Raw genomic sequence first — 22,203 nt, 5'->3', positions numbered from 1 at the left:
AAAAAGGCAACTCATATCGGGCCAAGAACCATTCTAGTGCCGCTTATGAGCGAAGGTTGGATCTCGCTGGCTATGCTTTCGGAAATCGAAAAAATTGTTAATTTGGGCAGCAGCGATAAAAATAAGCTTTCGATCGGCAAATATGTTGGTACTGAGGTTGTCAGATACGATATCCCCTTAACGGACGAATACAAGAACGCCAAAGAAGGCGATTTTGTATTAGGCGATTTGCGCGTCAAAAAATATAAAAATATCATGTACATGAATATTGAAGATTTAAAAAAAGTAGGACTTATTGGTTCGGAAATAGAGCAGGAACAACGCTTTGAGTTGTCCTGATTTTCTGAATCAACGGTTCGTTCAATTACAGGGCACTCAATTGGGTGTCCTGATTTTGTTTTTTTAATGCGGTTTGATTAGGCCACAATTATTTTTCAAATAATTATGGATAAATTGTTAAAAGTATAAAGAAGAGGAGGGTAAAAGGTATTTATAGAGAATAATATATAAAATTAATTAAAATGTTATAATTTGCATTTTTATGGCGAGATAAATCCAGGATAGATAGAGGGTGCGGATCGTGATAAAAGTGGCGATGTGTGGTGATGATGAAGGTTGTTTAAGGCAAGTTGAAAAGATACTGAATGACTATGCTTGTAAAAATAAGTTGTCGTTTTCCATCCACAGTTTTACAAATGCCGTTCCCCTGCTTGAAACGATGAACATGGATTTTCAAATCTACATTTTTGATGTTGACATGGCTTCAATGAAAAAAATGAGGTTAGTACATTCCATTAAAAAAATGGATAAATACGCTTATTTGATTTTTTTGACATCGGCTATTGAATTGACCAAGGCTGCTTATTTCGTTCCGATTATCAATTATTTGACGAAACCTCTCCATCAAACTGCGTTTGATAGTGAGGTGGACAGGGCGATAAGACATATTGAGAAAATCGCTAACAACTATATGTTCATTAAAAACCACGACGGATTGTTCAAAGTTTATTTGCCAGGGGTTTATTATATCGAAACCTTTAACAGAAATTTACTGATCCATACGGACCACGGCAATTACTTATGCTTCAAAAAAATGCAACAACTTGAGAACGAGTTAATCAATTATCCATTTATAAGATGCCATAGTAGTTACATCGTCAATATGGATTACATTAGGAAAATTACGAATAACGAGATCGAACTCGAGAATCACGATAAAATTCTAGTCAGTAAATGGAGGAGGAAAAACGTTGTAGAGAGCTTGGCCAGTTATGTTGAAAACGTTTAAAGGGTGAATCATTTCAGAGCTAGATTTGGCAAGTATCGGAGGTATGATACGTGATAAAAATAGCAATATGTTTGGACAGCCCCAAATTGCTGAAGGAGATCCACGGCTACATGCAGCACTATTGCACTTTAAACGACACACATCTGGATATCAGAAAATATTATAACCTTCGCGGCTTTTTGAGAGACATTTATTATCAAGCGTTTGATCTGGTTTTTATGGATATCCCTAAGTCCGGGGAACAGGGATTTGCCATCGACGAGAAAGTAAAAAAAATCGTCCCGGATGCAGTTATAGCTTTTGTATCTACATGTTCCGCCTCCATTATCGTGAAGGAGTCTAACTTGGCGAATGTTGTTTTTCTAACAAAGCCGATCAGTTACGGGAAAATCGAATTCCTAGTTAACGAAATCAGAAATGTGAAATCATATAGAGAGAAAAAAAGCCTGTTGGTTAAAAATGATCAGGGTATTTTTAAAGTCAGGTGTTGCGACATTATATTTTTAGAGCGTTGTCATAAGAGCGTTATCATTCATACGAATGCTGAAGAAATCAATAGCTGCAGAACAATGAAGGAGTACGAGTCTAAACTGCGGGAGCCTGTTTTTTTTCGATGTCATACGAGTTTTATTGTGAATACGAACTATATCGCCAATCTACAGGATCATGAATTGAGCATGATTAACAATAAAGTGATACCTGTAAGCCGTTACCGAAGAAAAGGTTTAATTCAACTTATGTTGAGCCCAAGAAGATGTGAACCCATGAATCCGGGTGCAGGGTCAACCTTTCAAAAGTAGGTGCGAAATGAAAATAGCGGTAATCGATTCGGGCGTTAACTTAAAGGATGAACTACTGCTCGACCAAACTATTGAAACCATCGCAATGGAACAAGGCCGCTGTCAATCATGCTCAACCGACGATAGCGGACATGGAACGGATATCGTAAAAATTATTTGCGGACAGACCATGGCTCCCCACATCGTTTCCATCCAGGTGCTCAACCGCGACAATAAAGGCTCTGTTGATGCCTTATGCGCAGCCGTAAACCACTGTGCCGAAACCGGGGTTGATTTAATCAACCTAAGTTTAGGGCTGCGAAATGCAAGCAGCGAGACCATACAAAAATTAAAGGCCTGTTGCGATGCAGCGGTGAAAAAGGGAGTGGCTATTGTCTCTTCCAACCATAACGACGGAAATACGGACCTTCCGTCCTATCCGTATGCTTTTGACGAAGTTATAGGCGTTTCCAGTTCCCCGGGGATTGAGCAAAAAATAAAATTCGACCGTCAAACGAATAAAATCATTTTCTCCGACAATATTGTCAGCGTCCCTGACCGAAATAGGGTGATACTTCGAAAAGGAAACAGCTTTTTGGCGCCGATCATAGCCGGCTTGTATACTGAATTTCTGAAGGGAACGGTGGATCGCTCCGACATTCACCGCGATTTTTTATCGTTTATGGAGCATGTTCAGTGCAACCATACGAACCTGTTTTTCTATAGAAACAAGAGTCAAAGTTACGGCCAGTTCCATGGCAAAAAAGTCGGTTATTTTTATATGAAAAAAACCGTTAACGACATTCATTTGTTTAACCGGCTCCATCAATTTGCAACCGTTCGTTTATTTCATATGGCCGAAGAAATCGACCAATGCTCTATTTCCGGTTTGGACTTTTTATTTTTTGGAGAAATCAGCAAAGGTGAAGCGATACAATGTGAACCCGTATTGTCAAAACTAATTAACGCCGCCGCCAAGCAAGGCATACATTTGGTGATGATGGTGCCCTTTATGAGCATTCATCAACGATTACAAGTGTCGGAAAAGTATAAAATTTACGTACAGAGCGCATATATCTAGCCTCCAAAAGGTTGCAATTTTATGAAACTGACCAATTAGCCCAAATAATGATACATTTAATCAAAAGCGCTATGGGCAGGAAGAATATGGTTTTATAGTTAAGACATAAAACTTACTTGAGTAAGTGCATGAAAGGAGGGAGAACGATGAGCAAAGAGCTGGAAAAAGAACTCAACGTTTTGGACGAACTCGAGGAAATCGAAGGCTATGCCTACTGCAGCACGCATAAGGACAAATGCTTGAACGATTGTATCAACCCGCTTCCTAACGCTATGATCGCAGACATAAATTAACAAAAAGCGGATGAAAGACCTGGAATCCTGATGCTTTTATTGCAGACGCAAATTAAAAATAAAAGGTTTTAAACTACGATTTGAAACCAAGTAGTTTAAAACCTTTTATTTTACATATATAAAAGTTAAATAGATCAATTCGTCCAGTAAGCCGAGAAAGGATGTAATATCATGGTAGTCTTGGAGGCTATGTATTTAAAAAAGTATTATGGAGCTGCCCCTAACCTGATCAAAGCCTTGGATGGCGTCAACTTATCAGTGAGCCGCGGAGAGTTTGTCGCGATCGAGGGAACTTCGGGAAGCGGCAAATCAACCTTGTTAAATTTAATCGGCGGACTCGACAAACCTACGGAAGGAAAAGTGGTCATCAACGGATGCGAATTGTCCAAACTTAGCGATGATCAACTCACGGTGTTTAGGAGAACAAACATCGGGTTTATTTTTCAAGATTACAATTTGATCCCTGCTTTGAATGTCTACGAAAACGTTATACTTCCGGTTGAACTGGATCATGGGAAGATTGATAAAGATTATTTAACAAGTATTTTAGAGATGCTCGATTTATCCGATAAACAAACGAAATTAATGAATCAATTGTCCGGAGGACAGCAGCAAAGGGTGGCGATTGCAAGGGCACTGGCAACGAAGCCGGCGATTATTCTGGCCGATGAGCCTACGGGCAACCTGGACAGCAAAACAAGTGCTAGCGTGATGGAACTTTTGCGGATGAGCAACAGAAGGTTTAATCAAACTCTCATTATGATTACGCATAATCCGGATATCGCCAAACTTGCTGATCGTATCGTACGCATCGAAGACGGAAAAATAATGCCAGCAGTTCCGGAAAATAAGGTGGTAGAAAAATGGCGAAATTAAATACTTCAGGGATAAAAAGATTATCCAAAGCGAACTTAAAGGCGGATAGAGTTAAATATTACTTTGCCGGCAGTATTATTGCTTTGGCTGCATTTTTATTAACGGTTGTATTGACATTTGGATATAACTCTTTTACGAACTTGCAAAATGATTCCGATTTTCAGGCCATTTTTTATAATGTCAGCCCTGATGAAATTTCTCGAATACAACAAGTAGAGGAGATCGACAAGGTTGGGCTTTACCTGGAGGTGGGCAGGGAGAAACAAGAGGAGCGATCATTATCGATTTTGTATACGGATCAGACGATGATGGATTTATCGAATGCCAGCATCGTTCAGGGCAAGTTTCCGACACAGCCCAATGAAATGGCGATAGAAGAAGGCTACTTTTCGGCCGATGCTCCCAAACCCGGTATCGGGGATCGCATCGCAGTGGAGTTTAGAAACAACGCCAGCAAGGAAATGCAGACGAACGAATTTGTGATCTCAGGCTTGTTACAAACGACTGCGTCCGGAGAGGCAAATCGGATCAGCTACAACGCCTTGGTATCAAAGGCGTTTATCGCTGCCGATCCGCACCTTTCCAAGGCAAAATATTCCGCAGCCATTAAAGTGCAAAATGCCGGCAGCTATGCCAATGAAGAACTGAAATCCAAAATCAAAGATATCGGAAATCAAATCGGCTTTCCTGAGCAAAACGTTCAGATCAATAATATGAATGTAGATACCAACAATCTATCAGGCGGCACCATCCTGATGATTTTTTGCATCATCGTGGTCATTGCATTGGCATGCTGGGTCGTAATCTACAACATTTTTTATATATCGATTATCAAACAAATCAAACAATATGGACAACTACGGGCATTAGGAGCAACGCGCAAGCAAATTAAAAAGATGGTGAAATATGAAGGGGGATATGTATCCCGTAATTTTATCCCGGTTGGCGTTCTCCTAGGATGCTTGATGAGTTGGGCCATGAATCCTTCCGTTTGGACGTTCCTTCCCAGCCTGCTTCTCGCTATAGCGGCAGGTTTGTTTACGGTTCTAACGGTGCGGTTTTCATTAAACGCGCCGGCCAAGTTTGCAGCGAAAATATCCCCGATCGAAGCAATTCGCTACATTGGAGCGGAAACCTATACCTATCAGAGGAAAGAGAAGAAAAGCTCGAAACGGTTAACCCCCTTTACTTTGGCAGGGATGAATTTAACAAGAAGCCGAAAAAAAACGATGTTGACACTGTTATCGTTGATCTTAAGCGGCGTTCTGTTCATTTCATTTGCAACACTGCTGAACTCGGTTGATGCGGTCTCCAGAACTCAGCCGAACTTCCCGAATAACGGGAAGTTCGTGATCAAAATCAACAGTGAACTTTATTCTGAAACGGTGAATTTAAGCGATCTGCAAAGCGAGAATCAGCTCTCCGGGACTTTAAAGGGCAGCATCCTCTCCATAAGCGGAGTCGATCGTGTTATAGAACGTCAGTATATCGAAGCCACTATCAAAGGAACGAGCGAAAGTGAAGGACCTGCGGTGGTAAGCGTAGAAAACATTTCGCCGAATAATATAGAGCCATTACGAAAGCGCCTGGTTCAAGGAAAAATACCTGAAGTTGATTCTTCGGATGATTCCTATATTCTGATGAACAGCGCCAGTAGTGCTTTCGAATTTTATGGCATTAAGTACGCCGTTGGCGACCGAATTTCATTTATCATTGGCAATGATCGGGACAAGGTTGAACATGAGTTCGAGATCATTGGCGATATAGCGGATAAAAACTTGGGAACAGAGTTTTACTTGCCGTCCAAAGTCATGCAATCCTTAGCCCCTTTTAATCCGAATCAAAGTTTTGAAGTGGTTCTCAAGGAAAATACGAATGAACAAATCGTGAAAGAGGAGCTGCAACGTCTGATTCAAAACAAGGACACTTTAAACGTACTTTCATTTTCTGACATGGTGAAGTCCAATAAGGCGGGCTTTCGAATGATCACGATTGCTGTGTACAGTTTTATGATTTTTATAGCCTTATTTAGCGTTATTAATCTGTTGAACACGGTTATGACCACAATTAATGCGAGAAGAGTCGAAATCGGAATTATGCAAGCCATAGGCATGGATCGGAAACAGTTATTCGCCATGTTGGGTTGCGAAACCGGGTTTTTAATTGTTGGAAGCTTCGTGATTTCTCTTCTTGCAGGGAATCTTATCGGGTATGGGTTAAGCGAATCTTTAGGGAACGTTGGCGGACTTTCTTTTATTCATTATAAATTTCCGTGGCTTGCCATTTTCTTATATGTATTCGCTACGTTGCTGATTCAAGTTTGCGTACTCCGGTTCATGAGGAGCTCAATGTCAAGGCAGACTGTAGTGGAGAGATTACGATAAATGGGGATGAGGTTAAGCTAACCACATATGCTAACCATCTAGGCTACTTCAGAGTACATTTAAACAAAAACCATTTCGCCAGGTCTCAAAGGAGCATACAGTTAAAGCAAAACCTGAATGAAAGGAAAGTGCTTATGGAGTGCACCTTAAACCTGGCGGATGGTTGCAATCTTCAATGTACTTATTGTTATGAAGGCAATGAAAAACGGAACGCGGTCTTAAGCGAAGAAGTGATGCGGGAAGCTATCGATTTTATGGTGGAAAATAACCCGAAAGAAGAAAAAATTCATCTTAGTTTGCTAGGCGGAGAACCATTATTAAACAAAAAGGTGCTCCTCCGTCTTTTTGACTATATAGATGATAAATACCGCGAAATAAAACAAAGGTTTGAGTTCGAGATGACCACCAATGGGATATTGCTCGATGACAGGATCATGGAAATCGTGAGAAATAATAACTTCAAACTTTATGTCAGCATCGATGGGGACCGCGAGACGCATAATTTAAACAGATCAAGCGGCAATAAGAGGAATTACTACGACACGATTCTGCGCAATCTACAAAAGTTAATTGAGCAAAAAATCCAGTTTGGCGTTCGGATGACGGTGACTTGCAACAATGTACACATATTTCATCAAAATGTACTTTATTTTTACGAGATGGGCGTGAAAAGAGTTCACGCCGCTTACGATGATTTCGGAGCGTGGACACGAGAAACCCTGAACCTGCTGGATGAACAGATGGAGCTTTTGGACGAGTACTATTTAAATTCGGTGGCAAACACTCAAGATCGCCTCTTTAATTTGCATGATCTCAAGTTAACAACGTTTTTTGCCGGCAGGAAGCCGCTGTTCTGTTCGGCCGGTTCAATCGGGCACTTTACGGTAAATAGCAGCGGGGATATCTTTCCCTGCGGGTATGTACTGAACGATATGAAATGGAACATCGGAAATTTTCAGGAGGGTATTGACCGAACGAAACTAATAAGTTTTATCAAAGCTTCTGTGAAACCTTCGAACAAATGCAATGATTGCGATATCGCCTTTACGTGCAGTGGGCGAAAGTGCGGATTTCAAAATTACCGGCTGACGGGTTCTTTAAATATACCTTCGGACATTACGTGCAAACTGGAACGGATATTGTATAAACATAATTACCAAGTGATTAAAAAGATGTATGAGCGGAAAATCCCCAGATTAATGAGATATTTTGAGATTGCCGAGGCCAATCAAATTAAAATCGGAAAGACGATGGAATCCATCATCCGTGAAGCGGCGGCTGCCAAATCATAAAATAAAGGGGTATCCTACCATGTATTCAATATCGCTGGAAGTTAATCAGAAATGCAATCTGAGGTGTAAATACTGCTATTTAGGGGATAAAGCAGGCTCCGTCATGTCATTGAAAACGGCTAAACAAAGCGTAGATTTGGCATTTGAACAAGCGGTGATTCATAGGGACAAAAAAATCTGGTTTGATTTTATCGGCGGGGAAGCGCTGATCGATTTTCCTTTGCTGAACCAAATACTGCAGTATATCCAGGATAAAAATAAGGACAAGCAGTATCATGTCAAATTGTCGATGACCTCGAATGCTACACTCCTGAATTCAGAAATTATCGATTGGTTGGCGGAAAACAACTTTGATTTAAAAGTAAGCATTGACGGAAAAAAGGACATCCACGATCTGAACCGGGTTACGATCCATAACAGGGGTTCATTTGAGGCTATTTTAAAAAACTGGAAACATGTACGTGAATATGAACGAAAAGCGGGAAAATACATCCAGGCGACCAATGTTATTACGAGAAACAATTACATGCATTACGGAGAAACCGTGAAGTTTCTGGTTGAAGAATTAGGCATCAAAATCGTTGACACGGCTATTGATTTGTTCGTCGACTGGAAAAAAGATGAGCTGACGGTCATTTGCGATGAAATAAATAAAGTATTTGCTTTTTATGAACAATGTGCCGCTGAAAGAAAAGCTTTTGGATGGAGCTTTATTAATGAAGTTTTCAGTTCCGTGGAGAAAAAAAGGAAATTTTACAGCTGCGGCGCCGGGATCATTAGCCTTTATGTCCGGACGGACGGAACCTTTTACCCGTGTCACGCCTACATGGTAGAAGAAGAAAGCTTGGGAAACGTCGATCAAGGGTTAAACCGGAATAAAATTGAATACTTGAAAAATTTGAATTCTATCGATAATGAAAACTGCAATAGGTGTGAAATTTACGAAGTATGCGGGGCAAAGGGCTGTATTATGCAAAGTTTGGAAACGAATGGCGACGTGAATTTGCCGGATCCAACGCTCTGTTATATGCAGAAGTTTAAAACTTCTTTCTATTATAAAAATATAGACCGATTAAAAAAAATCGCTGAAGGAAGTCGTGCCTATGAATACGAACTATAGCGCCCAAATCAAAGTCGTAAAAAAGAATGGGAAAGTAATCTTGCTGAATCCGGAAAACTCCCATTGGGTAAAGATGGATGAGCGTGTTTTTAATAAATATAGCACTCATTGGGCGGTTTTTTGTGAATATTTGAACAAAAGATTCAGCCTTTTTGAGCCGATTGACAAAAAACAATCGGTCAATAACGTATATTATTCGGTGACGGGCAAATGTAATTTGAATTGCGATTTTTGCAGCATGAATTCAGGAACACAAGTCAGCACCAAAGAGGACCTTTCCTTGGAGGAGATAAAACATACTTTGATCCCCAAAATCAGGGCAGTTAACCCCAAAGTAATCATTATTACCGGTGGAGAGCCCTTTGTAAGAAAGGACATCATCGAGATTTTAAAGGCCTTCAGCGATACTTTCGGAAAGGAACGTATCCTTCTTCAAACGAATGGACTGCTGCTTAGCAAAAAGCTTATTGATAACTTCGCACAATACGTTGGAGCTGTAGAGATCAGCATAGAAAATATATTTGAACACGATAAATTGCTGAGTAAGATGATAACATCATTCAACCAAATAATTGATAACGATTGCAGTTTGAAATTTTCCTTCGTCATTAACAAGCATACCGCTCAATTTCTGCAAAGGGCGATCGCTCTAACATATAAATATAACGCGGCGTGTTTAATCAGGTTTGTAAGCGATGTAGGGCGCGCGGCAACTTATCCATCCACCATGAGTTATTTCGAAAAGATAGATATTTATCAAAACATGGTCCACTTTGTTCTTGAGCATGAATATTTCAATGATAACATTACCACTATGTTTTTTAGTACGGTTCAGGCGAAAACAGAGTGCGGCGGTTTCGGGAGAACCTTGGGAATTCATGCCAACGGTGAAATACGGATGTGTTCAAACCTTCATGATGAAAAATTTAAGATAGGAAACATTAGGGAACATACTCCTGATCAGATCGCTAACCTAATCAATGTGAAGAAACAAAATGAGGAGATTCAGAATCTATTTTTGGTAAGCAAGCGGGAGAGTTGCAGTAAGTGCGATATCCAATATTTTTGTACTGGCCCGTGCGCTGCCGAAATTGTGGAAAAGGAGAAAAAATCCGAGGACATATACGGGGATTGCGAACTGAAAATACTACTTGTCAATTTTATGCTTTATAATTATGACCGTTCGAAGTCGAGCAAAGAAAATCTGGGCAACTTCCTGCATTATTTAAACGAGGAAAGAGCGGTTCATACTACAACGTAAACGGTTGGTTTGGCTAGCTTATAGAGGAAAGGTTGTTTCATCTAATGAATCATTCCTATCTCGCTTTTTTGAACAAATATTTGCTTAAAGAAAAAAAAATTATCATCGTGGTGTTGGCTATAACGGTACTTCAAAGCCTCATTACCATCTGTATTCCATTAACCTATAAAGGGCTAATTGATCAAGCATTTCCGAAACGTGACTTTAATCTTTTTATGATTTGTGTTTCGGGTATGCTTTTTTTATTTTTTACGAATTCCTTATTAAATATTTTAAAAGATTATTTACTGGCAAAGATTGTCGAGAATCTGAGCTTTTCTTTGAGAAGAGGGCTCAATGACAAGCTCAGCCGACTGCCCTACAAATTTTTTGACGATCATAAATTAAGCGACATTTTATCCCGGTATAACAAAGAAATCGATACAATCAAACAAAATTGCGGATATATGACGGTCAGCATCTTCAGTAATGCGCTTACCACTGTTTTTGCTTGCAGTATGATCCTATTTTTTGATTGGAAGTTGCTCATTGTTTCCATGCTCATCATCGCACTATACATCTTGGTCAACAGATATTTCGGAAAAAAAGTAAAAGAATATGCGGAAAAAACGATGAAAAGCAATGAGCAGTCGATGAATCAAATTGTGGAGACATATAATAATGTATTGATGACCAAGATTTATAATGCATTCAATTATGTAGAAAAAAATTTTCTAAAAGCTTATAAAAGGCAATACGACCATCAGATGGAATTGGAACTGGCTTATTCCATCAATATCAATATTGGCGGTATATTGGTATACCTGCTATCGGGGGTGATATGGATCATTGGCGGGTTGGGGGTTTTTGCGAATAGATATACAATCGGAACGATCGTTTCGCTTATAAATTACCAGAGTATGCTGCTAGGGTCGACCCGGTTTTTTAGCGAATTTAACAACAGTTACCAAGGGACAGTAACAGCGATTGGCAGATTGGATGAAATTTTAAATGAAGCGGAAGAGAATGTGGAAGGTGCCTCTCCGCCTCAGCAAATTTACGAGATCATCATTGATCATGTATCTTTTACTTACGATGTAAACGACAGACCGGTGCTGTCGAATGCCGAAGGAGCCATAAAGAAAGGAGAAATTACGGCTTTTGTCGGGCCAAGCGGTTGCGGAAAATCGACTATAACCAAGCTGCTGCTCGGGCTGTATAAACCACAGCAAGGTTGTATTCGGATCAATGATGATAGGCTGGATAGCATGGATTTGTGTTTGTTCCGAAGAAGAACGGCCTATATCCCTCAAGATTCCTTATTTTTTCATGATTCGATCCTAAATAATATAGGCTTTGGAACAAATGTTAATTTGGATTTACTAGGTGACTACACTAAGACTATAGATTTGTACGACGAAATTATGGACTTGCCAAACAAATGGGATACGATCTTGAGTGTCGGCGGAAACAATATTTCAGGTGGTCAAAAAAAGAGGCTCGATATTTTAAGGGCCTTGGTAAAAAATGCGGACATTATTATTTTTGATGAGCCGACCGCTTCTTTGGATGTGGAAAGAAGGGGTGCTTTTTTAAATTTACTAAAAGAGATAAAGAACGACAAAATCATTATTTTGATAACCCATAACATGGATGAGATGCGGTACTTTGATAAAATCTATTCCGTTCAGGACGGAACCCTTTTAAACTTAACAAATGAAGAATGGCAAGCCAATGTGAGTAAATCGTCAGTGGTTTGCAGTTAATCGTCATGTGCTTCCCAGAAGCCCAATACCTGTCCCCTTTCTGTCCTCTCATTGTCCTTTCCATGTCCGCTTTAGGGCCGATGATGGCCGCCAATCCGCGATAAAATGATAGTGTCGAAAGATGAAAACTTAATACCGAACAGGGCCGTGAATGAGACTTTCACGGCCCTATTTTTTTCTCGCCGGTTTCAGAGGCAGCGGCAGGCATCCCGTATGGGCGGCCCTCATTGCAGCGGGTGATGATAACCAGGTAGGCGCTATAGAGGAATGGCGTTCGAACAAAAGTGCAAATAGTAGGGTCGCTGATCGGGGCAAGCCGTGAAGTGGTCTGGGAGCGTCGGCCGTTCGATGCCGGTTCGATGCTGTTCAGAATCGTTGTGCCCCCGAAAATCGGCGGGAAAAACAAGCCTAAGCGAAGGCAGGTGAGCATTTGTCACAGTCGATTATGAACGACGTGGTGCAGAGTGTGGCTGCGGCTGTAGCGGCCCGGTTTCCGGACTTGCCGGTTTACACTGAGCCTGGCCCGGAAGGATTTCCGGCGCCGTGCTTTTTCGTGCACCTGCTAAAGTCGGAGCAGCATCAGGAACTGGGGCGGCGTTTTAAGCGGACCTATTCACTGGATGTTGGGTTTTACCCTGCGTTAGAACGCAGCCGGGAGTCTGCGTATGAGGTGGCCGAGCAGCTCTACGAGCTGTTTGCGGATTTTCCGGCGGATGACGGGCTGTCGCATGGGGAGGGCATAAGCGCCGAAATCAAGGATGACGGGACGCTGCATCTGTACCTGACGTTCCGCCAATGGGTCTGGTCGTCGGCCCGCGAAGAAATCAAGATGAGAAAACTCCAGCAGGAGGGGAAGGTCAAAGATGGTGTTTAAGAAGAAAACGGACAAGCCGGCGGCGCCGGCGGAACGGACTTTTTCCAAGGCCCAGCTGCTGGCGGCCAAGCGCTTTAGCGGCGTGGAAAAGGACATTTTGCACGTGACGCTGGCGGATGGGGCGGCCTATACCGCGGCCCAGGCCGAGCAGGCGGTACAATCATTTATCCAAAGAGGAGTGAAGGAACATGGCTAATGGCACATGGACAACGCAAAACAAAGTATCTCCGGGGGTTTACATCAATTTCAAATCGGCGGCTCGCCCGCTAGGCACGGTCGGCGAGCGCGGGGTAGCGGCCTTTCCGGCGTCGCTGCCTTGGGGGCCAAGCGGCGTGATCAAGCTGGAGGCGGCGACTTTTCTGCAGAACGCCTTGAAGCTGCTCGGCTTCAACGCGGCTGACGCAAGAATCCGCCATATTGCGGCGGCGATGTCGCATGCCAGTCAGGTGCTGATCTACCGCCTTGGCGCTAAAAACGCGGTGCAAGCTAAGGCCACCATCGGCAATTTGACGGCCACGGCCAAATACGGCGGCTCGCGCGGCAATGACCTGCAAATTGTAGTACAGGCCAGCGTGGATCAACCGGACGCTTTCGAAGTACGCACGCTGCTGGAAGGCGAGGAAGTCGACGCCCAGATCGTCGGCTCAGCTGAGGCGCTCGTAAGTAACGACTTTGTCACGTTTGCGGGTAGCGGCGAATTGACCGAAACGGCGGGGACGGCACTGGCGGGCGGCAAGGAAGGCACCGGCGGAAACGGCGACTGGACCGACGCTTTGGCGGCTTTGGAAGCGGAGGAGTTTGACGTGCTTGGTTTGCCGACCGACGATTCCGCGCTGAAGCAGTTGGCCGTGGCTTTTACTAAACGTCTGCGGGACGATGAAGGCAAGAAGTTCGTCACCGTCCTCTACAATTATCCGCAAGCGGACTACGAAGGAGTCATCAGCTTGAAGAACAGCGTCATCACCGCCGATGGACTGACGGTCGAGCCGCTTTACCTGCTGTGGGAAATCGCCGCGATGGAAGCGGGAGCAGCCGTCAACGAATCGCTCACCTATGCGGAGATTCCAAATGCGGTTGACGTAACGCCGAAACTGACGTACAGCGAAACGATCAAGGCACTGCAAAACGGCGAGCTGGTGCTGACGGCAGCGAACGGCAAGGTGCAGATCCAGCAGGATATCAACACCTTCAAGACATTTACGCCCGAAAAAGCCAAGCATTTCAGCAAAAACCGCGTCGTGCGGGTATTGGACACGATCGCACGGGACATTCAGCGTACTTTCGGCGCAAGTTACATCGGGAAAGTCGGAAACAACGCGGACGGCCGCAATTTGCTGAAAGGCGAGGTGCTCAGCTATCTGGGAACCCTGCAGGGCATTGGAGCAATCCAGAATTTTAACGCGGAAACCGATCTGGAAGTGCTGCCGGGCATCGACGGGGACGCCGTTGTCATCAATCTGAGCGTGCAGCCGGTGGATAGTATCGAAAAAATCTACATGACCGTCACGGTCAACTAAGGAGGACGAAACAATGGCAGGTTCTTTTTTTAATGTGAAAGATGCGATAAGCGGTAAACAGGCCAAAGCCTTCGTGAAAATCGGCGATCGGACGGAGGAACTGTTCTACGCCAAAACGTTGGAATCGACGATCGAAAAATCGAAGGTGGACGTCCCGACGCTGGGCAGAACGGGTACGCCGCAGCGGTCGGCCGGCTGGAAAGGTACAGGCACGCTGACCATTTATTACGTCTCCTCCTTTTTCCGCAAGCTGATGGAGGATTACGTAAAGAACGGGAACGACTTCTGGTTCGATCTGATGATTACGAACGAGCAGCCTGGAAGCAGCACGGGCAAACAAACCGTGTTCCTGCGGAACTGCAACCTCGACAGCATCATCGCAGCCAAATTCGACGCGTCCAGCGAGGATATGCTTGAGGAAGAAATTCCTTTTACCTTCGAGGATTATGACGTGACGGAGTCCTTTAACGCGATTCAGCCAACCAACTAACGATTCTTTAACGAAAAAATAAAACCAATCAGGAGGAGATTCACGAATGAGCTCTTTATCTGCTTTTTTTGCGCAAAATGCCGCCGCCGGGCTGGTGGAGGAAGTCGTTGTTTCCGAACGTTTTAAGGATGAGGAGGGCCAGTCGATCCCGTGGCGCCTGCGCAGCATGACTGAGGAGGAGAACGAAGCGATCCGCAAGTCCTGCCAGCGTAAGGTGAAGGACAAAGGGATGGTCAGCTACGAGACGAACACCGACGAGTACCTGGCCAAACTGGCGGTTGCCAGCGTCGTGTTCCCGGACTTGAAAAACGCTGAGCTTCAGCAATCCTATCAGGTGATGGGCGCGGATCAATGCCTGCGGAAAATGCTGCTCCCCGGAGAATACGCCACGCTCGTGCAGAAGGTCCAGGAGATCAACGGCTTCGACAAGAGCATCAACGAACTGGCGGATGAAGTAAAAAACTAATCAATGAGGGCGACGGCGAAACGGTCTGCGCCCTCTTCGCCCTGAACCGCTTTCATTTAATGCCGTGGGAGTTCGCTGCGTTGGGCGCAAAGCAAAAGGCAGCGCTCATCGCAATGATCCAAGAGATCATCAGGAACGAGAAAAAAGCGGCGAAGAAAAAGTGAACATCCTGCCTGGAAAGAAGGTGAAGCCATGGCAACTCCAGATTCCATGATAGTAGTGTACGACAGAATGAGGAACCTGCTTCCTCAAGTCATCCAGCCTGCCGAGCAGTCGATTGTCGTCTGGGAGGCCTCCGCGCGAGCGATGAACGACAACGTTAATGTGATGCTGCAGTTCTTACAGACCCTCCAGCAAATTATATCTAGCGAATTGCAGGCGCATCGGGAAGCGATGCAGGCCACGCAAGCGCAAGAGGAATTTAATCAGGAGCTGGACGAGTCCGCTAAGAAGGGGAACAAGCTTGTTGAAGCTTTTAAAAAGATGGACCTGAGTAAAATCGCGGAGACGGGCAAACAGTTCCTCGGCAAGATCTTAAGCGATGGTGCCCAGCAGCAAGAGGCGCTGAATCAGATATCTTTTCGCGCCGGCAGTCCGGGGGCGGGGCAGCAGATTTTTGACCAGACAGCCTCGCAGGCGCTGCGTTACGGGCAAGATGTGGACACCGCAATGGCCGGTACGCAGAAATTTATGTCGATTACGACCGATCCCGCACAGCTCGCCGAGCTGAATATGCTGGCGATGCGGCTTGAGCAGCTTAACCCCGGGCAAGGGTTAGAAGGGGCGGCCGATGCGCTTTCTCAAGCGCTATCCGGCAATACGGACGGCCTAAGCTCGTTTGATATTCCGGCCGGCACGATCGATAACAGCGGACTCCAAACGGCGGGACAGCAGGGCAACGTAAACGGGGTTATTGCAGCAATGGACCAGTTGCTGAACAAACAGCGGATGACGCAGGCAACTTTTGAAACGATGATGGACTCGCCGGCGGTGAAATGGAAGCGGGTGGTAGACACCTTTAACTTCCAGCTCGGATCGATAGGCCGTCAGGGACTGAACGCGCTTGGCCCGATGTTTGACGCCTTTCTGGAAGTGTTGAACAGCGACGCGTTCCAAGGTTTTATCAACGGCTTGGGGGCAGGGCTGAGCATCGTAGGATCTTTGTTGGGCCAAGTGGCCGATGGGCTGGCGGCGTTCTTTGGAGCATTCACGTCTAACGGATCCTCCTCTTATTTTATCGTCCTCGGAATCATAGCGGCTTTGGGGCTGATGGCAATCATGCTATGGGCGATGGTCGCGCCGGTTGTGACCCAAGCGATAGCTTGGCTGGGCGTTATTGGGCCGATACTGCTCATCGCCGCCGGAATCGCCCTGCTCATCGGTGTGCTGATGAATTTCGGGGTTTCCGCCGAGCAAATCATCGGTTTTGTCGTCGGGCTGTTTTACGGGCTGTATGCCTTTATATATAACGTATTCGCATTAGTTTACAATTTGATTATCAGCTTTGTCGAATTTTGGATCAACGTATTCAGCAATCCAATCTATGCGATTCAAAAGCTGATTTACGATTTGGCGATGACGTTTGGCGGTTATCTGTACGATATGTTGCGTTCCGCCGAGGATTTTGCCGGCGGGTTTATGAGTGTTATTCTTCAGGCGATTAACGGTGCTCTGAAAGGTATTAACAGGTTAATTGAAGGGTTTAACAAGCTGTTTGGCACCGACTATAAGACTATAGAACTGCTTGACGAGAAAAATATTCATGCGCTCAGCGATAAATTTAAGAATAATTTGGATAGCATGGTTCCCCCGGAGATGGCGGATAATGCCGCTGAATTTGGAAGAATGCAATATAAAAACATCGCCGATTCTTCTAAACAAGGGTATTCGGTTGGAGCACAGGGTTTTAACGATCTTGCAAATGGTGCAAACTCTCTCACATCCGGCTTTGGGAAGGATCCGGGCTCGGGCTTTACGGGTGCCGCAGGGCAGGGAGCAAACATCACCAACATCGGCAGCGTCGGGAATGTCGGCAGCGTGGACCGTGTTAATGAGACCGTGGATATTTCCTCGGAGGATTTAAAAATGATGCGTGAGCTGGCCGAACTGAAGAATATCCAAAATTACGTTACCTTGCAGCCGTCGATCAGTTTTGGGGATACCCATGTCCGTCAGCAGAGCGACATCAATACGATCATTGCGCATATCACGGAAAAATTAGAACAGGATATCGTCACCTCGGCGGATGCTGTCTATGGTTGGTAGGAGGGATGGATGGTGCGAGTATATGGCGTTGAGTTAAGTTTTAACAACAGGGCCGAGGTACTGAAGCTGCCGATCAACCCTTCCGAGATCAAAGTCAGTGAGTCCGGTCAAGGCAGTTCGTATGATGTGGCCGGGCTGGGCCAGATCAATGTGATTAAGGATCGGGGGTTGACGGAATACAGCTTTAGCGGCTTGTTCCCGGCCCAATGGTATAAGTTTGTGACGACGGATGACCTGTTGCACCCGGTTGAATATATCAAGATGATCGAAAAATGGATGACCACCAAGCGGCCGATCCGGTTTATTTTCACCAGTGACACTTACGACATCAATACACCGGCCAGTATCGAGTCCTTCACTTGGAAAGAGGTGGCCGGCAGCGGCGGAGACATTGAATACGACATCCAGCTTAAAAAATATGTTTTCTACGCCGCCCAGAAAATTACCCGGGAGACTACCAACGGGGGCAGCCAGGTGCAAAAGAAAACGGCTAAAACCCGGCCAAATGATAAGCAGCAACCGAAGACCTATACGATGGTTGCCGGCGACAGTCTTTGGAAGGTGGCTCAGACGAAGCTTGGAAGTGGAGCCCGCTGGAAGGAAATCCAGAAGCTAAACGGAATTAAGGACTCCGACCTGAAACGGCTGCCTGTAGGAAAGGTGCTGAAGCTGCCATGACCATGGCTGTGAAAATCATCAATCGGGAGGGGACCGGCAACGACGCCGAATGGGATGTTAGCGAAATCGTGAAAGGCCTGTCCTGGAAGACATCCCGGATCGGCAAGGCGGGGAGCGTTTCTTTTACGCTGATTAAAGGCTCTCCTTTTCAAACCACTAATTTTACGTACAACAATGGGGATATCGTGCGGGTCCGGGTGAATGACACGAATGTATTCCACGGCTACATTTTCAGCATTGACGAGGGCCGGGACGAAGCCGTTAAGATCACCGCGTACGATCAGATCAGGTATTTAATGAATACTGACACCTACGTATTTACGGGCGTCACGGCGACGGAGGTTGTCGAGCGGATCGCCAAGGATTTCAGCCTGAAGCTCGGGACGGTGGCTGATACGAGGCATCGAATCCCGACGATGACTGAGGATGGTAAAAAGCTGCTGGATATCATCGACAAGGCGATCACTTTGACCCTTAAACATACAGACCGCGATTACTGCCTCTACGACGATTTCGGTTCGCTCTGTCTGCGCGAAGTGGATGATGCCGGGCTGGATCTGATTATTGGCGACGGCAGTCTGATGTACGACTATGAGGTTAAACGCTCGATCGACAGCGATACGTACAACCAGATTAAGTTATATAAGGACAATAAGGAGACCGGTAAACGAGAAATTTACATGGCCAAGGACACCGTTAATATTAAGCGTTGGGGCTTGTTGCAGCTTTACCAGTCGGTAGACGAAAACTACAACACGGCGCAGATCAGCGAGCTTCTGAACAACTTGGCCCAGCAAAAGAACCGTGTGACCAAGTCGCTCAAGGTAAACGCCCTGGGGGATATCCGCGTCCGCGCCGGCATGCGCGTCCGGATCATCATATCGGAATACGGCGTTGATCAGGCGCTGCTGGTGGATGAGTGTTCTCACGACTTTGACGGGGCGGTGCACACGATGACACTGGATTTGAGGGTGGTGTGAATGGCAGATTTATTGGGTACATTGAAAAAAGCCGCAACGGACGCCGTCCATGCCGGCAACCCTGTCGCAGTACTGTTCGGCGAAGTAAGCAAAGCGGATCCGCTGGAGGTAATCGTTGATCAACGGTTTACACTCACTGCGGATTTTTTGTATGTGACAGAACGCTTAACCCGATATGAAATCGATCTAAAACACAACCATACGTTTGACGGAGGGGCGACCAGTGATGCGCTGACGAACAAACTCGATTTAAAGCATAATCACACGATTGAAGGCGGTGTTACTGGCGATGCGTTGTTAGATCCAGTTGATTTAAAACATAATCACACATATGGTGGCGGTGTTACCGGGGAGGCATTGCCGGAAAAAATAGTGATCCGCGAAGGGCTGAAAGCCGGTGATACCGTATTGCTGTTGCGCATGCAGGGCGGACAAAAATACGTCGTATGGGATAGGGTGGTGAGCGAATCATGATTCCGGAAACAGATGAGAACCTGCTAAATGAGCCGTTAGTGGACCAGCCCATGCCATCCTTGACTTGGCACCTTGATTTGGACAAGGGACGAATCATCGGGAAGACGGACGGCTTGGACGCTATCAAACAGGCGGTATTCAAGGTTTTCCAGACGGATCGCTTTTGGTATGACATCTATTCATTCAATTATGGCCACGAATTAACGCTGCTGCTCGGCAGCAGCCCAGTATTTGCCCGGTCCGAGGCGAACCGGATGATTCAGGAGGCATTATTGCCTGATGACCGGATCGACTCGGTGGAAAATGTGGAGGTTGAAGTAGATGGCGATCAACTCATCATCCGTTTTACCGTGGTGACAGCGTACGGCAGTTTTGAGCAGGAGGTGAGCCGTAATGTATGAACACATGACTTTTGATTTTATATTGCAGCGGATGCTCTCCCGGGTACCGGATACGATCGACAAAAGGGAGGGCAGCGTTATTTATGACGCATGCGCGCCGGCCGCGGCCGAGCTGGCCCAGATGTACATTGAATTGGATGTTAACTACAATCTTTCATTCGTGGACACGGCCAGCGGCGAATATCTGAGCCGGAAAACGGCCGAGTTCGGGGTTAACCGCATACCGGCGACACCGGCGGAGCGAAAAGGGATGTTTTACAACTCGGCCAATGACCTCATGGACGTACCTCTGGGTACACGGTTTGCGATTGCCGATTTGACCTTTACGGTCAAAGAGAAGATCAGCACAGGCATATATAAAATGTCCTGTGAGACACCTGGCACGATCGGTAATACGCAGTTCGGTCCGCTGTTGCCGATCGATTATGTGGCCAACCTGACCCGGGCCGTGTTGGCTGAGGTATTGGTGCCGGGAGAAGACGAGGAGTCGGACGATGTACTCCGCAAACGGTTTTATGAGACCGTCAACGAACCGGCCTTTGGCGGCAATGTCGCCGATTACAAGCAGCGGATCAATCGTATCCCGGGCGTCGGTGCGACCAAGGTTTACCCGGTCTGGCAGGGCGGAGGGACCGTCAAATGCACCCTCATTGCCGCTGACTGGACGCCCCCGTCGCAGGCGCTGGTCGATGAGGTGCAAACGATCATGGACCCGACGGTCAATAGCGGTCAAGGATTTGGTCAGGCACCGATCGACCATAAAGTGACCATTGCCGGAGTGACGGGCCTCCCGATCAATGTCGAGACGACGTTGACACTTTCGGCAGGCGTGACGCCTGGTCAGGTGCAGACGGACGTTGAGGCTGTGATTGCGTCTTACCTGCTGGAGCTCCGGAAGGACTGGGCCCAACAACAGCAGCTCATCGTCCGGACCGCGCAGATCGATGCGCGAATCCTAACTGTGAACGGCGTCGAGGATGTGACCGGGACGATCATTAATGGATCGGCAGCCAACTTAACGCTGGAGGCCGACGTGGTGCCGCAGCCGGGGACGGTGACCCTCCGTGTCTGATGATCGCATTTTGATCCATCTGCCGGCCTTCTACGGCGGCATTGAAGATTTTATCCGGCTGGCCGAAACGGAGACCATCGAGCTTGATTTGGCTCAGGGAGCCATCGACCAGCTTTTTGATGACCAGTTTGTCGAGACGTCCGGGCTGCAGGCGATCAAACGGCGCGAGCAGATGCTTGGCATCCAGGCGGACCCAACGAAAGAAACGCTGGAGTTCCGCCGGCGCCGCATTCTTAACCGCTACCAGACCAAACCTCCGTTTACCGCCAGATATCTGCAGCGGCAGCTCGACACACTGGTTGGCAAAGGGATGGCGATCGCGTCGATGGACTATGCGAACCGGGTTTTGACGGTGACGGCCTCTGTCGACAACGCGAGTGTGTTCAAAGAGGTTCTGCATACGATTGAGACCACCAAGCCGGCCAATATGGTCTATCAGCAAAATACGGCTCTTGAAGATGTGATCGGGCTTGAAGAGCATATCAGCATGAGAGAAATGACGTGGAATTATAGGTTGGACGGATCATGGAAACTCGGAGAAAAACCGTTTGTATCTTTCGGACCGGAGGTGCCGATTAAATGATAGCTTCAAATTTACTACATGATGTTACCGATTATGTAAATGGCCGGGTAGCCAAAGTGGTCATCAACAATTCCTATACCATCACCGATTTTGAGGTTAAGACGGTGAACGAAAAAGTCTTAATCCTCAATTATATTGTTCCGGTCTCTGAGGTATCCCTGATTACATTGGTGGAGCTTAAGGATGCAGCAGATAATGTTTTGAGTAGCAATGCTGTCAACGTGCCGATTACGGCGGACCATTTGATGCTGCAAACTATTGAGATTAAGGAGGGGAATTAAGCG

Annotated in this window: 24 protein-coding genes; all 24 read left to right on the top strand. The window is 45.9% G+C overall.

Annotated features, from left to right (window positions below; all coding sequences use genetic code 11):
* The first annotated feature begins 45 nt into the window (after positions 1 to 45).
* Complete coding sequence (locus ACLD72_RS14605) at positions 46 to 339, top strand: hypothetical protein (RefSeq protein ID WP_410995382.1); 294 nt, start codon at positions 46 to 48, stop codon at positions 337 to 339.
* 241 nt (positions 340 to 580) lie between these two features.
* On the top strand, positions 581 to 1,288 hold the full coding sequence (locus ACLD72_RS14600; RefSeq protein WP_410995383.1) for a LytR/AlgR family response regulator transcription factor: 708 nt from the start codon (positions 581 to 583) through the stop codon (positions 1,286 to 1,288).
* A gap of 50 nt (positions 1,289 to 1,338) precedes the next feature.
* Positions 1,339 to 2,088 carry a LytR/AlgR family response regulator transcription factor gene (locus tag ACLD72_RS14595; protein ID WP_410995384.1) on the top strand — a complete coding sequence of 250 codons (750 nt, stop codon included), beginning with the start codon at positions 1,339 to 1,341 and terminating at the stop codon, positions 2,086 to 2,088.
* A gap of 7 nt (positions 2,089 to 2,095) precedes the next feature.
* A complete protein-coding gene (locus tag ACLD72_RS14590) occupies positions 2,096 to 3,148 on the top strand; it encodes a S8 family serine peptidase (protein WP_410995385.1) in 1,053 nt (350 codons plus the stop codon).
* A 146-nt stretch (positions 3,149 to 3,294) separates the two neighbouring features.
* A complete protein-coding gene (locus tag ACLD72_RS14585) occupies positions 3,295 to 3,441 on the top strand; it encodes a pseudouridine synthase (protein WP_115311321.1) in 147 nt (48 codons plus the stop codon).
* 171 nt (positions 3,442 to 3,612) lie between these two features.
* Entirely contained in the window at positions 3,613 to 4,317 is a 705-nt protein-coding gene (locus tag ACLD72_RS14580) for an ABC transporter ATP-binding protein (RefSeq protein WP_410995388.1), read from the top strand.
* Positions 4,305 to 6,701: an ABC transporter permease gene (locus ACLD72_RS14575; protein ID WP_410995389.1), complete on the top strand. Its 2,397-nt coding sequence runs from the start codon at positions 4,305 to 4,307 to the stop codon at positions 6,699 to 6,701. Before ACLD72_RS14580 ends, ACLD72_RS14575 begins: the two co-directional genes overlap by 13 nt.
* 134 nt (positions 6,702 to 6,835) lie before the next feature.
* On the top strand, positions 6,836 to 7,993 hold the full coding sequence (locus ACLD72_RS14570; protein WP_410995391.1) for a radical SAM protein: 1,158 nt from the start codon (positions 6,836 to 6,838) through the stop codon (positions 7,991 to 7,993).
* Positions 7,968 to 9,113, top strand: coding sequence for a radical SAM protein (locus ACLD72_RS14565; protein WP_458475832.1), 1,146 nt, complete (start codon positions 7,968 to 7,970; stop codon positions 9,111 to 9,113). The genes ACLD72_RS14570 and ACLD72_RS14565 overlap by 26 nt, the downstream gene beginning before the upstream one ends.
* Positions 9,097 to 10,374 carry a radical SAM protein gene (locus ACLD72_RS14560; protein WP_410995394.1) on the top strand — a complete coding sequence of 426 codons (1,278 nt, stop codon included), beginning with the start codon at positions 9,097 to 9,099 and terminating at the stop codon, positions 10,372 to 10,374. The genes ACLD72_RS14565 and ACLD72_RS14560 overlap by 17 nt, the downstream gene beginning before the upstream one ends.
* A gap of 44 nt (positions 10,375 to 10,418) precedes the next feature.
* Positions 10,419 to 12,119: an ABC transporter ATP-binding protein gene (locus ACLD72_RS14555; RefSeq protein WP_410995395.1), complete on the top strand. Its 1,701-nt coding sequence runs from the start codon at positions 10,419 to 10,421 to the stop codon at positions 12,117 to 12,119.
* A gap of 445 nt (positions 12,120 to 12,564) precedes the next feature.
* Positions 12,565 to 12,993: a phage tail terminator family protein gene (locus tag ACLD72_RS14550; RefSeq protein WP_458475831.1), complete on the top strand. Its 429-nt coding sequence runs from the start codon at positions 12,565 to 12,567 to the stop codon at positions 12,991 to 12,993.
* On the top strand, positions 12,986 to 13,189 hold the full coding sequence (locus ACLD72_RS14545; RefSeq protein ID WP_458475830.1) for a hypothetical protein: 204 nt from the start codon (positions 12,986 to 12,988) through the stop codon (positions 13,187 to 13,189). The genes ACLD72_RS14550 and ACLD72_RS14545 overlap by 8 nt, the downstream gene beginning before the upstream one ends.
* A complete protein-coding gene (locus ACLD72_RS14540; RefSeq protein ID WP_410995398.1) occupies positions 13,182 to 14,510 on the top strand; it encodes a phage tail sheath family protein in 1,329 nt (442 codons plus the stop codon). The genes ACLD72_RS14545 and ACLD72_RS14540 overlap by 8 nt, the downstream gene beginning before the upstream one ends.
* Positions 14,511 to 14,523: 13 nt before the next feature.
* Positions 14,524 to 15,000: a phage tail tube protein gene (locus tag ACLD72_RS14535; protein WP_410995399.1), complete on the top strand. Its 477-nt coding sequence runs from the start codon at positions 14,524 to 14,526 to the stop codon at positions 14,998 to 15,000.
* 46 nt (positions 15,001 to 15,046) lie between these two features.
* Positions 15,047 to 15,466 carry a phage tail assembly chaperone gene (locus ACLD72_RS14530; RefSeq protein WP_410995400.1) on the top strand — a complete coding sequence of 140 codons (420 nt, stop codon included), beginning with the start codon at positions 15,047 to 15,049 and terminating at the stop codon, positions 15,464 to 15,466.
* A gap of 192 nt (positions 15,467 to 15,658) precedes the next feature.
* Positions 15,659 to 17,731: a hypothetical protein gene (locus ACLD72_RS14525; RefSeq protein ID WP_410995402.1), complete on the top strand. Its 2,073-nt coding sequence runs from the start codon at positions 15,659 to 15,661 to the stop codon at positions 17,729 to 17,731.
* A gap of 9 nt (positions 17,732 to 17,740) precedes the next feature.
* Positions 17,741 to 18,409, top strand: a complete 669-nt coding sequence (locus tag ACLD72_RS14520) for a LysM peptidoglycan-binding domain-containing protein (RefSeq protein ID WP_410995404.1) — start codon at positions 17,741 to 17,743, stop codon at positions 18,407 to 18,409.
* Between the two features lie 2 nt (positions 18,410 to 18,411).
* Positions 18,412 to 19,389: an XkdQ/YqbQ family protein gene (locus ACLD72_RS14515; RefSeq protein ID WP_458475829.1), complete on the top strand. Its 978-nt coding sequence runs from the start codon at positions 18,412 to 18,414 to the stop codon at positions 19,387 to 19,389.
* On the top strand, positions 19,390 to 19,863 hold the full coding sequence (locus tag ACLD72_RS14510) for a DUF2577 domain-containing protein (RefSeq protein ID WP_410995408.1): 474 nt from the start codon (positions 19,390 to 19,392) through the stop codon (positions 19,861 to 19,863).
* On the top strand, positions 19,860 to 20,264 hold the full coding sequence (locus ACLD72_RS14505) for a DUF2634 domain-containing protein (RefSeq protein ID WP_458475828.1): 405 nt from the start codon (positions 19,860 to 19,862) through the stop codon (positions 20,262 to 20,264). Before ACLD72_RS14510 ends, ACLD72_RS14505 begins: the two co-directional genes overlap by 4 nt.
* Positions 20,257 to 21,336, top strand: a complete 1,080-nt coding sequence (locus ACLD72_RS14500) for a baseplate J/gp47 family protein (RefSeq protein ID WP_410995411.1) — start codon at positions 20,257 to 20,259, stop codon at positions 21,334 to 21,336. The genes ACLD72_RS14505 and ACLD72_RS14500 overlap by 8 nt, the downstream gene beginning before the upstream one ends.
* Positions 21,329 to 21,919 (top strand): putative phage tail protein, encoded by a 591-nt coding sequence (locus ACLD72_RS14495; RefSeq protein ID WP_410995412.1) that lies wholly within the window; start codon positions 21,329 to 21,331, stop codon positions 21,917 to 21,919. The genes ACLD72_RS14500 and ACLD72_RS14495 overlap by 8 nt, the downstream gene beginning before the upstream one ends.
* On the top strand, positions 21,916 to 22,200 hold the full coding sequence (locus ACLD72_RS14490) for a ketopantoate hydroxymethyltransferase (protein WP_251596025.1): 285 nt from the start codon (positions 21,916 to 21,918) through the stop codon (positions 22,198 to 22,200). Before ACLD72_RS14495 ends, ACLD72_RS14490 begins: the two co-directional genes overlap by 4 nt.
* Positions 22,201 to 22,203: the final 3 nt, after the last annotated feature.

This window comes from Paenibacillus lacisediminis, assembly GCF_046567315.2.
This window is presented reverse-complemented; position numbering and strand designations above follow the sequence as displayed.

Coding starts and splice junctions, on each gene's coding strand:
- ACLD72_RS14605 (WP_410995382.1), top strand. CDS start 46: ATGAGCGAAGGTTGGATCTCGCTGGCTATGCTTTCGGAAATCGAAAAA.
- ACLD72_RS14590 (WP_410995385.1), top strand. CDS start 2,096: ATGAAAATAGCGGTAATCGATTCGGGCGTTAACTTAAAGGATGAACTA.
- ACLD72_RS14585 (WP_115311321.1), top strand. CDS start 3,295: ATGAGCAAAGAGCTGGAAAAAGAACTCAACGTTTTGGACGAACTCGAG.
- ACLD72_RS14580 (WP_410995388.1), top strand. CDS start 3,613: ATGGTAGTCTTGGAGGCTATGTATTTAAAAAAGTATTATGGAGCTGCC.
- ACLD72_RS14575 (WP_410995389.1), top strand. CDS start 4,305: ATGGCGAAATTAAATACTTCAGGGATAAAAAGATTATCCAAAGCGAAC.
- ACLD72_RS14570 (WP_410995391.1), top strand. CDS start 6,836: ATGGAGTGCACCTTAAACCTGGCGGATGGTTGCAATCTTCAATGTACT.
- ACLD72_RS14560 (WP_410995394.1), top strand. CDS start 9,097: ATGAATACGAACTATAGCGCCCAAATCAAAGTCGTAAAAAAGAATGGG.
- ACLD72_RS14555 (WP_410995395.1), top strand. CDS start 10,419: ATGAATCATTCCTATCTCGCTTTTTTGAACAAATATTTGCTTAAAGAA.
- ACLD72_RS14550 (WP_458475831.1), top strand. CDS start 12,565: ATGAACGACGTGGTGCAGAGTGTGGCTGCGGCTGTAGCGGCCCGGTTT.
- ACLD72_RS14540 (WP_410995398.1), top strand. CDS start 13,182: ATGGCTAATGGCACATGGACAACGCAAAACAAAGTATCTCCGGGGGTT.
- ACLD72_RS14535 (WP_410995399.1), top strand. CDS start 14,524: ATGGCAGGTTCTTTTTTTAATGTGAAAGATGCGATAAGCGGTAAACAG.
- ACLD72_RS14530 (WP_410995400.1), top strand. CDS start 15,047: ATGAGCTCTTTATCTGCTTTTTTTGCGCAAAATGCCGCCGCCGGGCTG.
- ACLD72_RS14525 (WP_410995402.1), top strand. CDS start 15,659: ATGGCAACTCCAGATTCCATGATAGTAGTGTACGACAGAATGAGGAAC.
- ACLD72_RS14520 (WP_410995404.1), top strand. CDS start 17,741: ATGGTGCGAGTATATGGCGTTGAGTTAAGTTTTAACAACAGGGCCGAG.
- ACLD72_RS14515 (WP_458475829.1), top strand. CDS start 18,412: ATGGCTGTGAAAATCATCAATCGGGAGGGGACCGGCAACGACGCCGAA.
- ACLD72_RS14510 (WP_410995408.1), top strand. CDS start 19,390: ATGGCAGATTTATTGGGTACATTGAAAAAAGCCGCAACGGACGCCGTC.
- ACLD72_RS14505 (WP_458475828.1), top strand. CDS start 19,860: ATGATTCCGGAAACAGATGAGAACCTGCTAAATGAGCCGTTAGTGGAC.
- ACLD72_RS14500 (WP_410995411.1), top strand. CDS start 20,257: ATGTATGAACACATGACTTTTGATTTTATATTGCAGCGGATGCTCTCC.
- ACLD72_RS14490 (WP_251596025.1), top strand. CDS start 21,916: ATGATAGCTTCAAATTTACTACATGATGTTACCGATTATGTAAATGGC.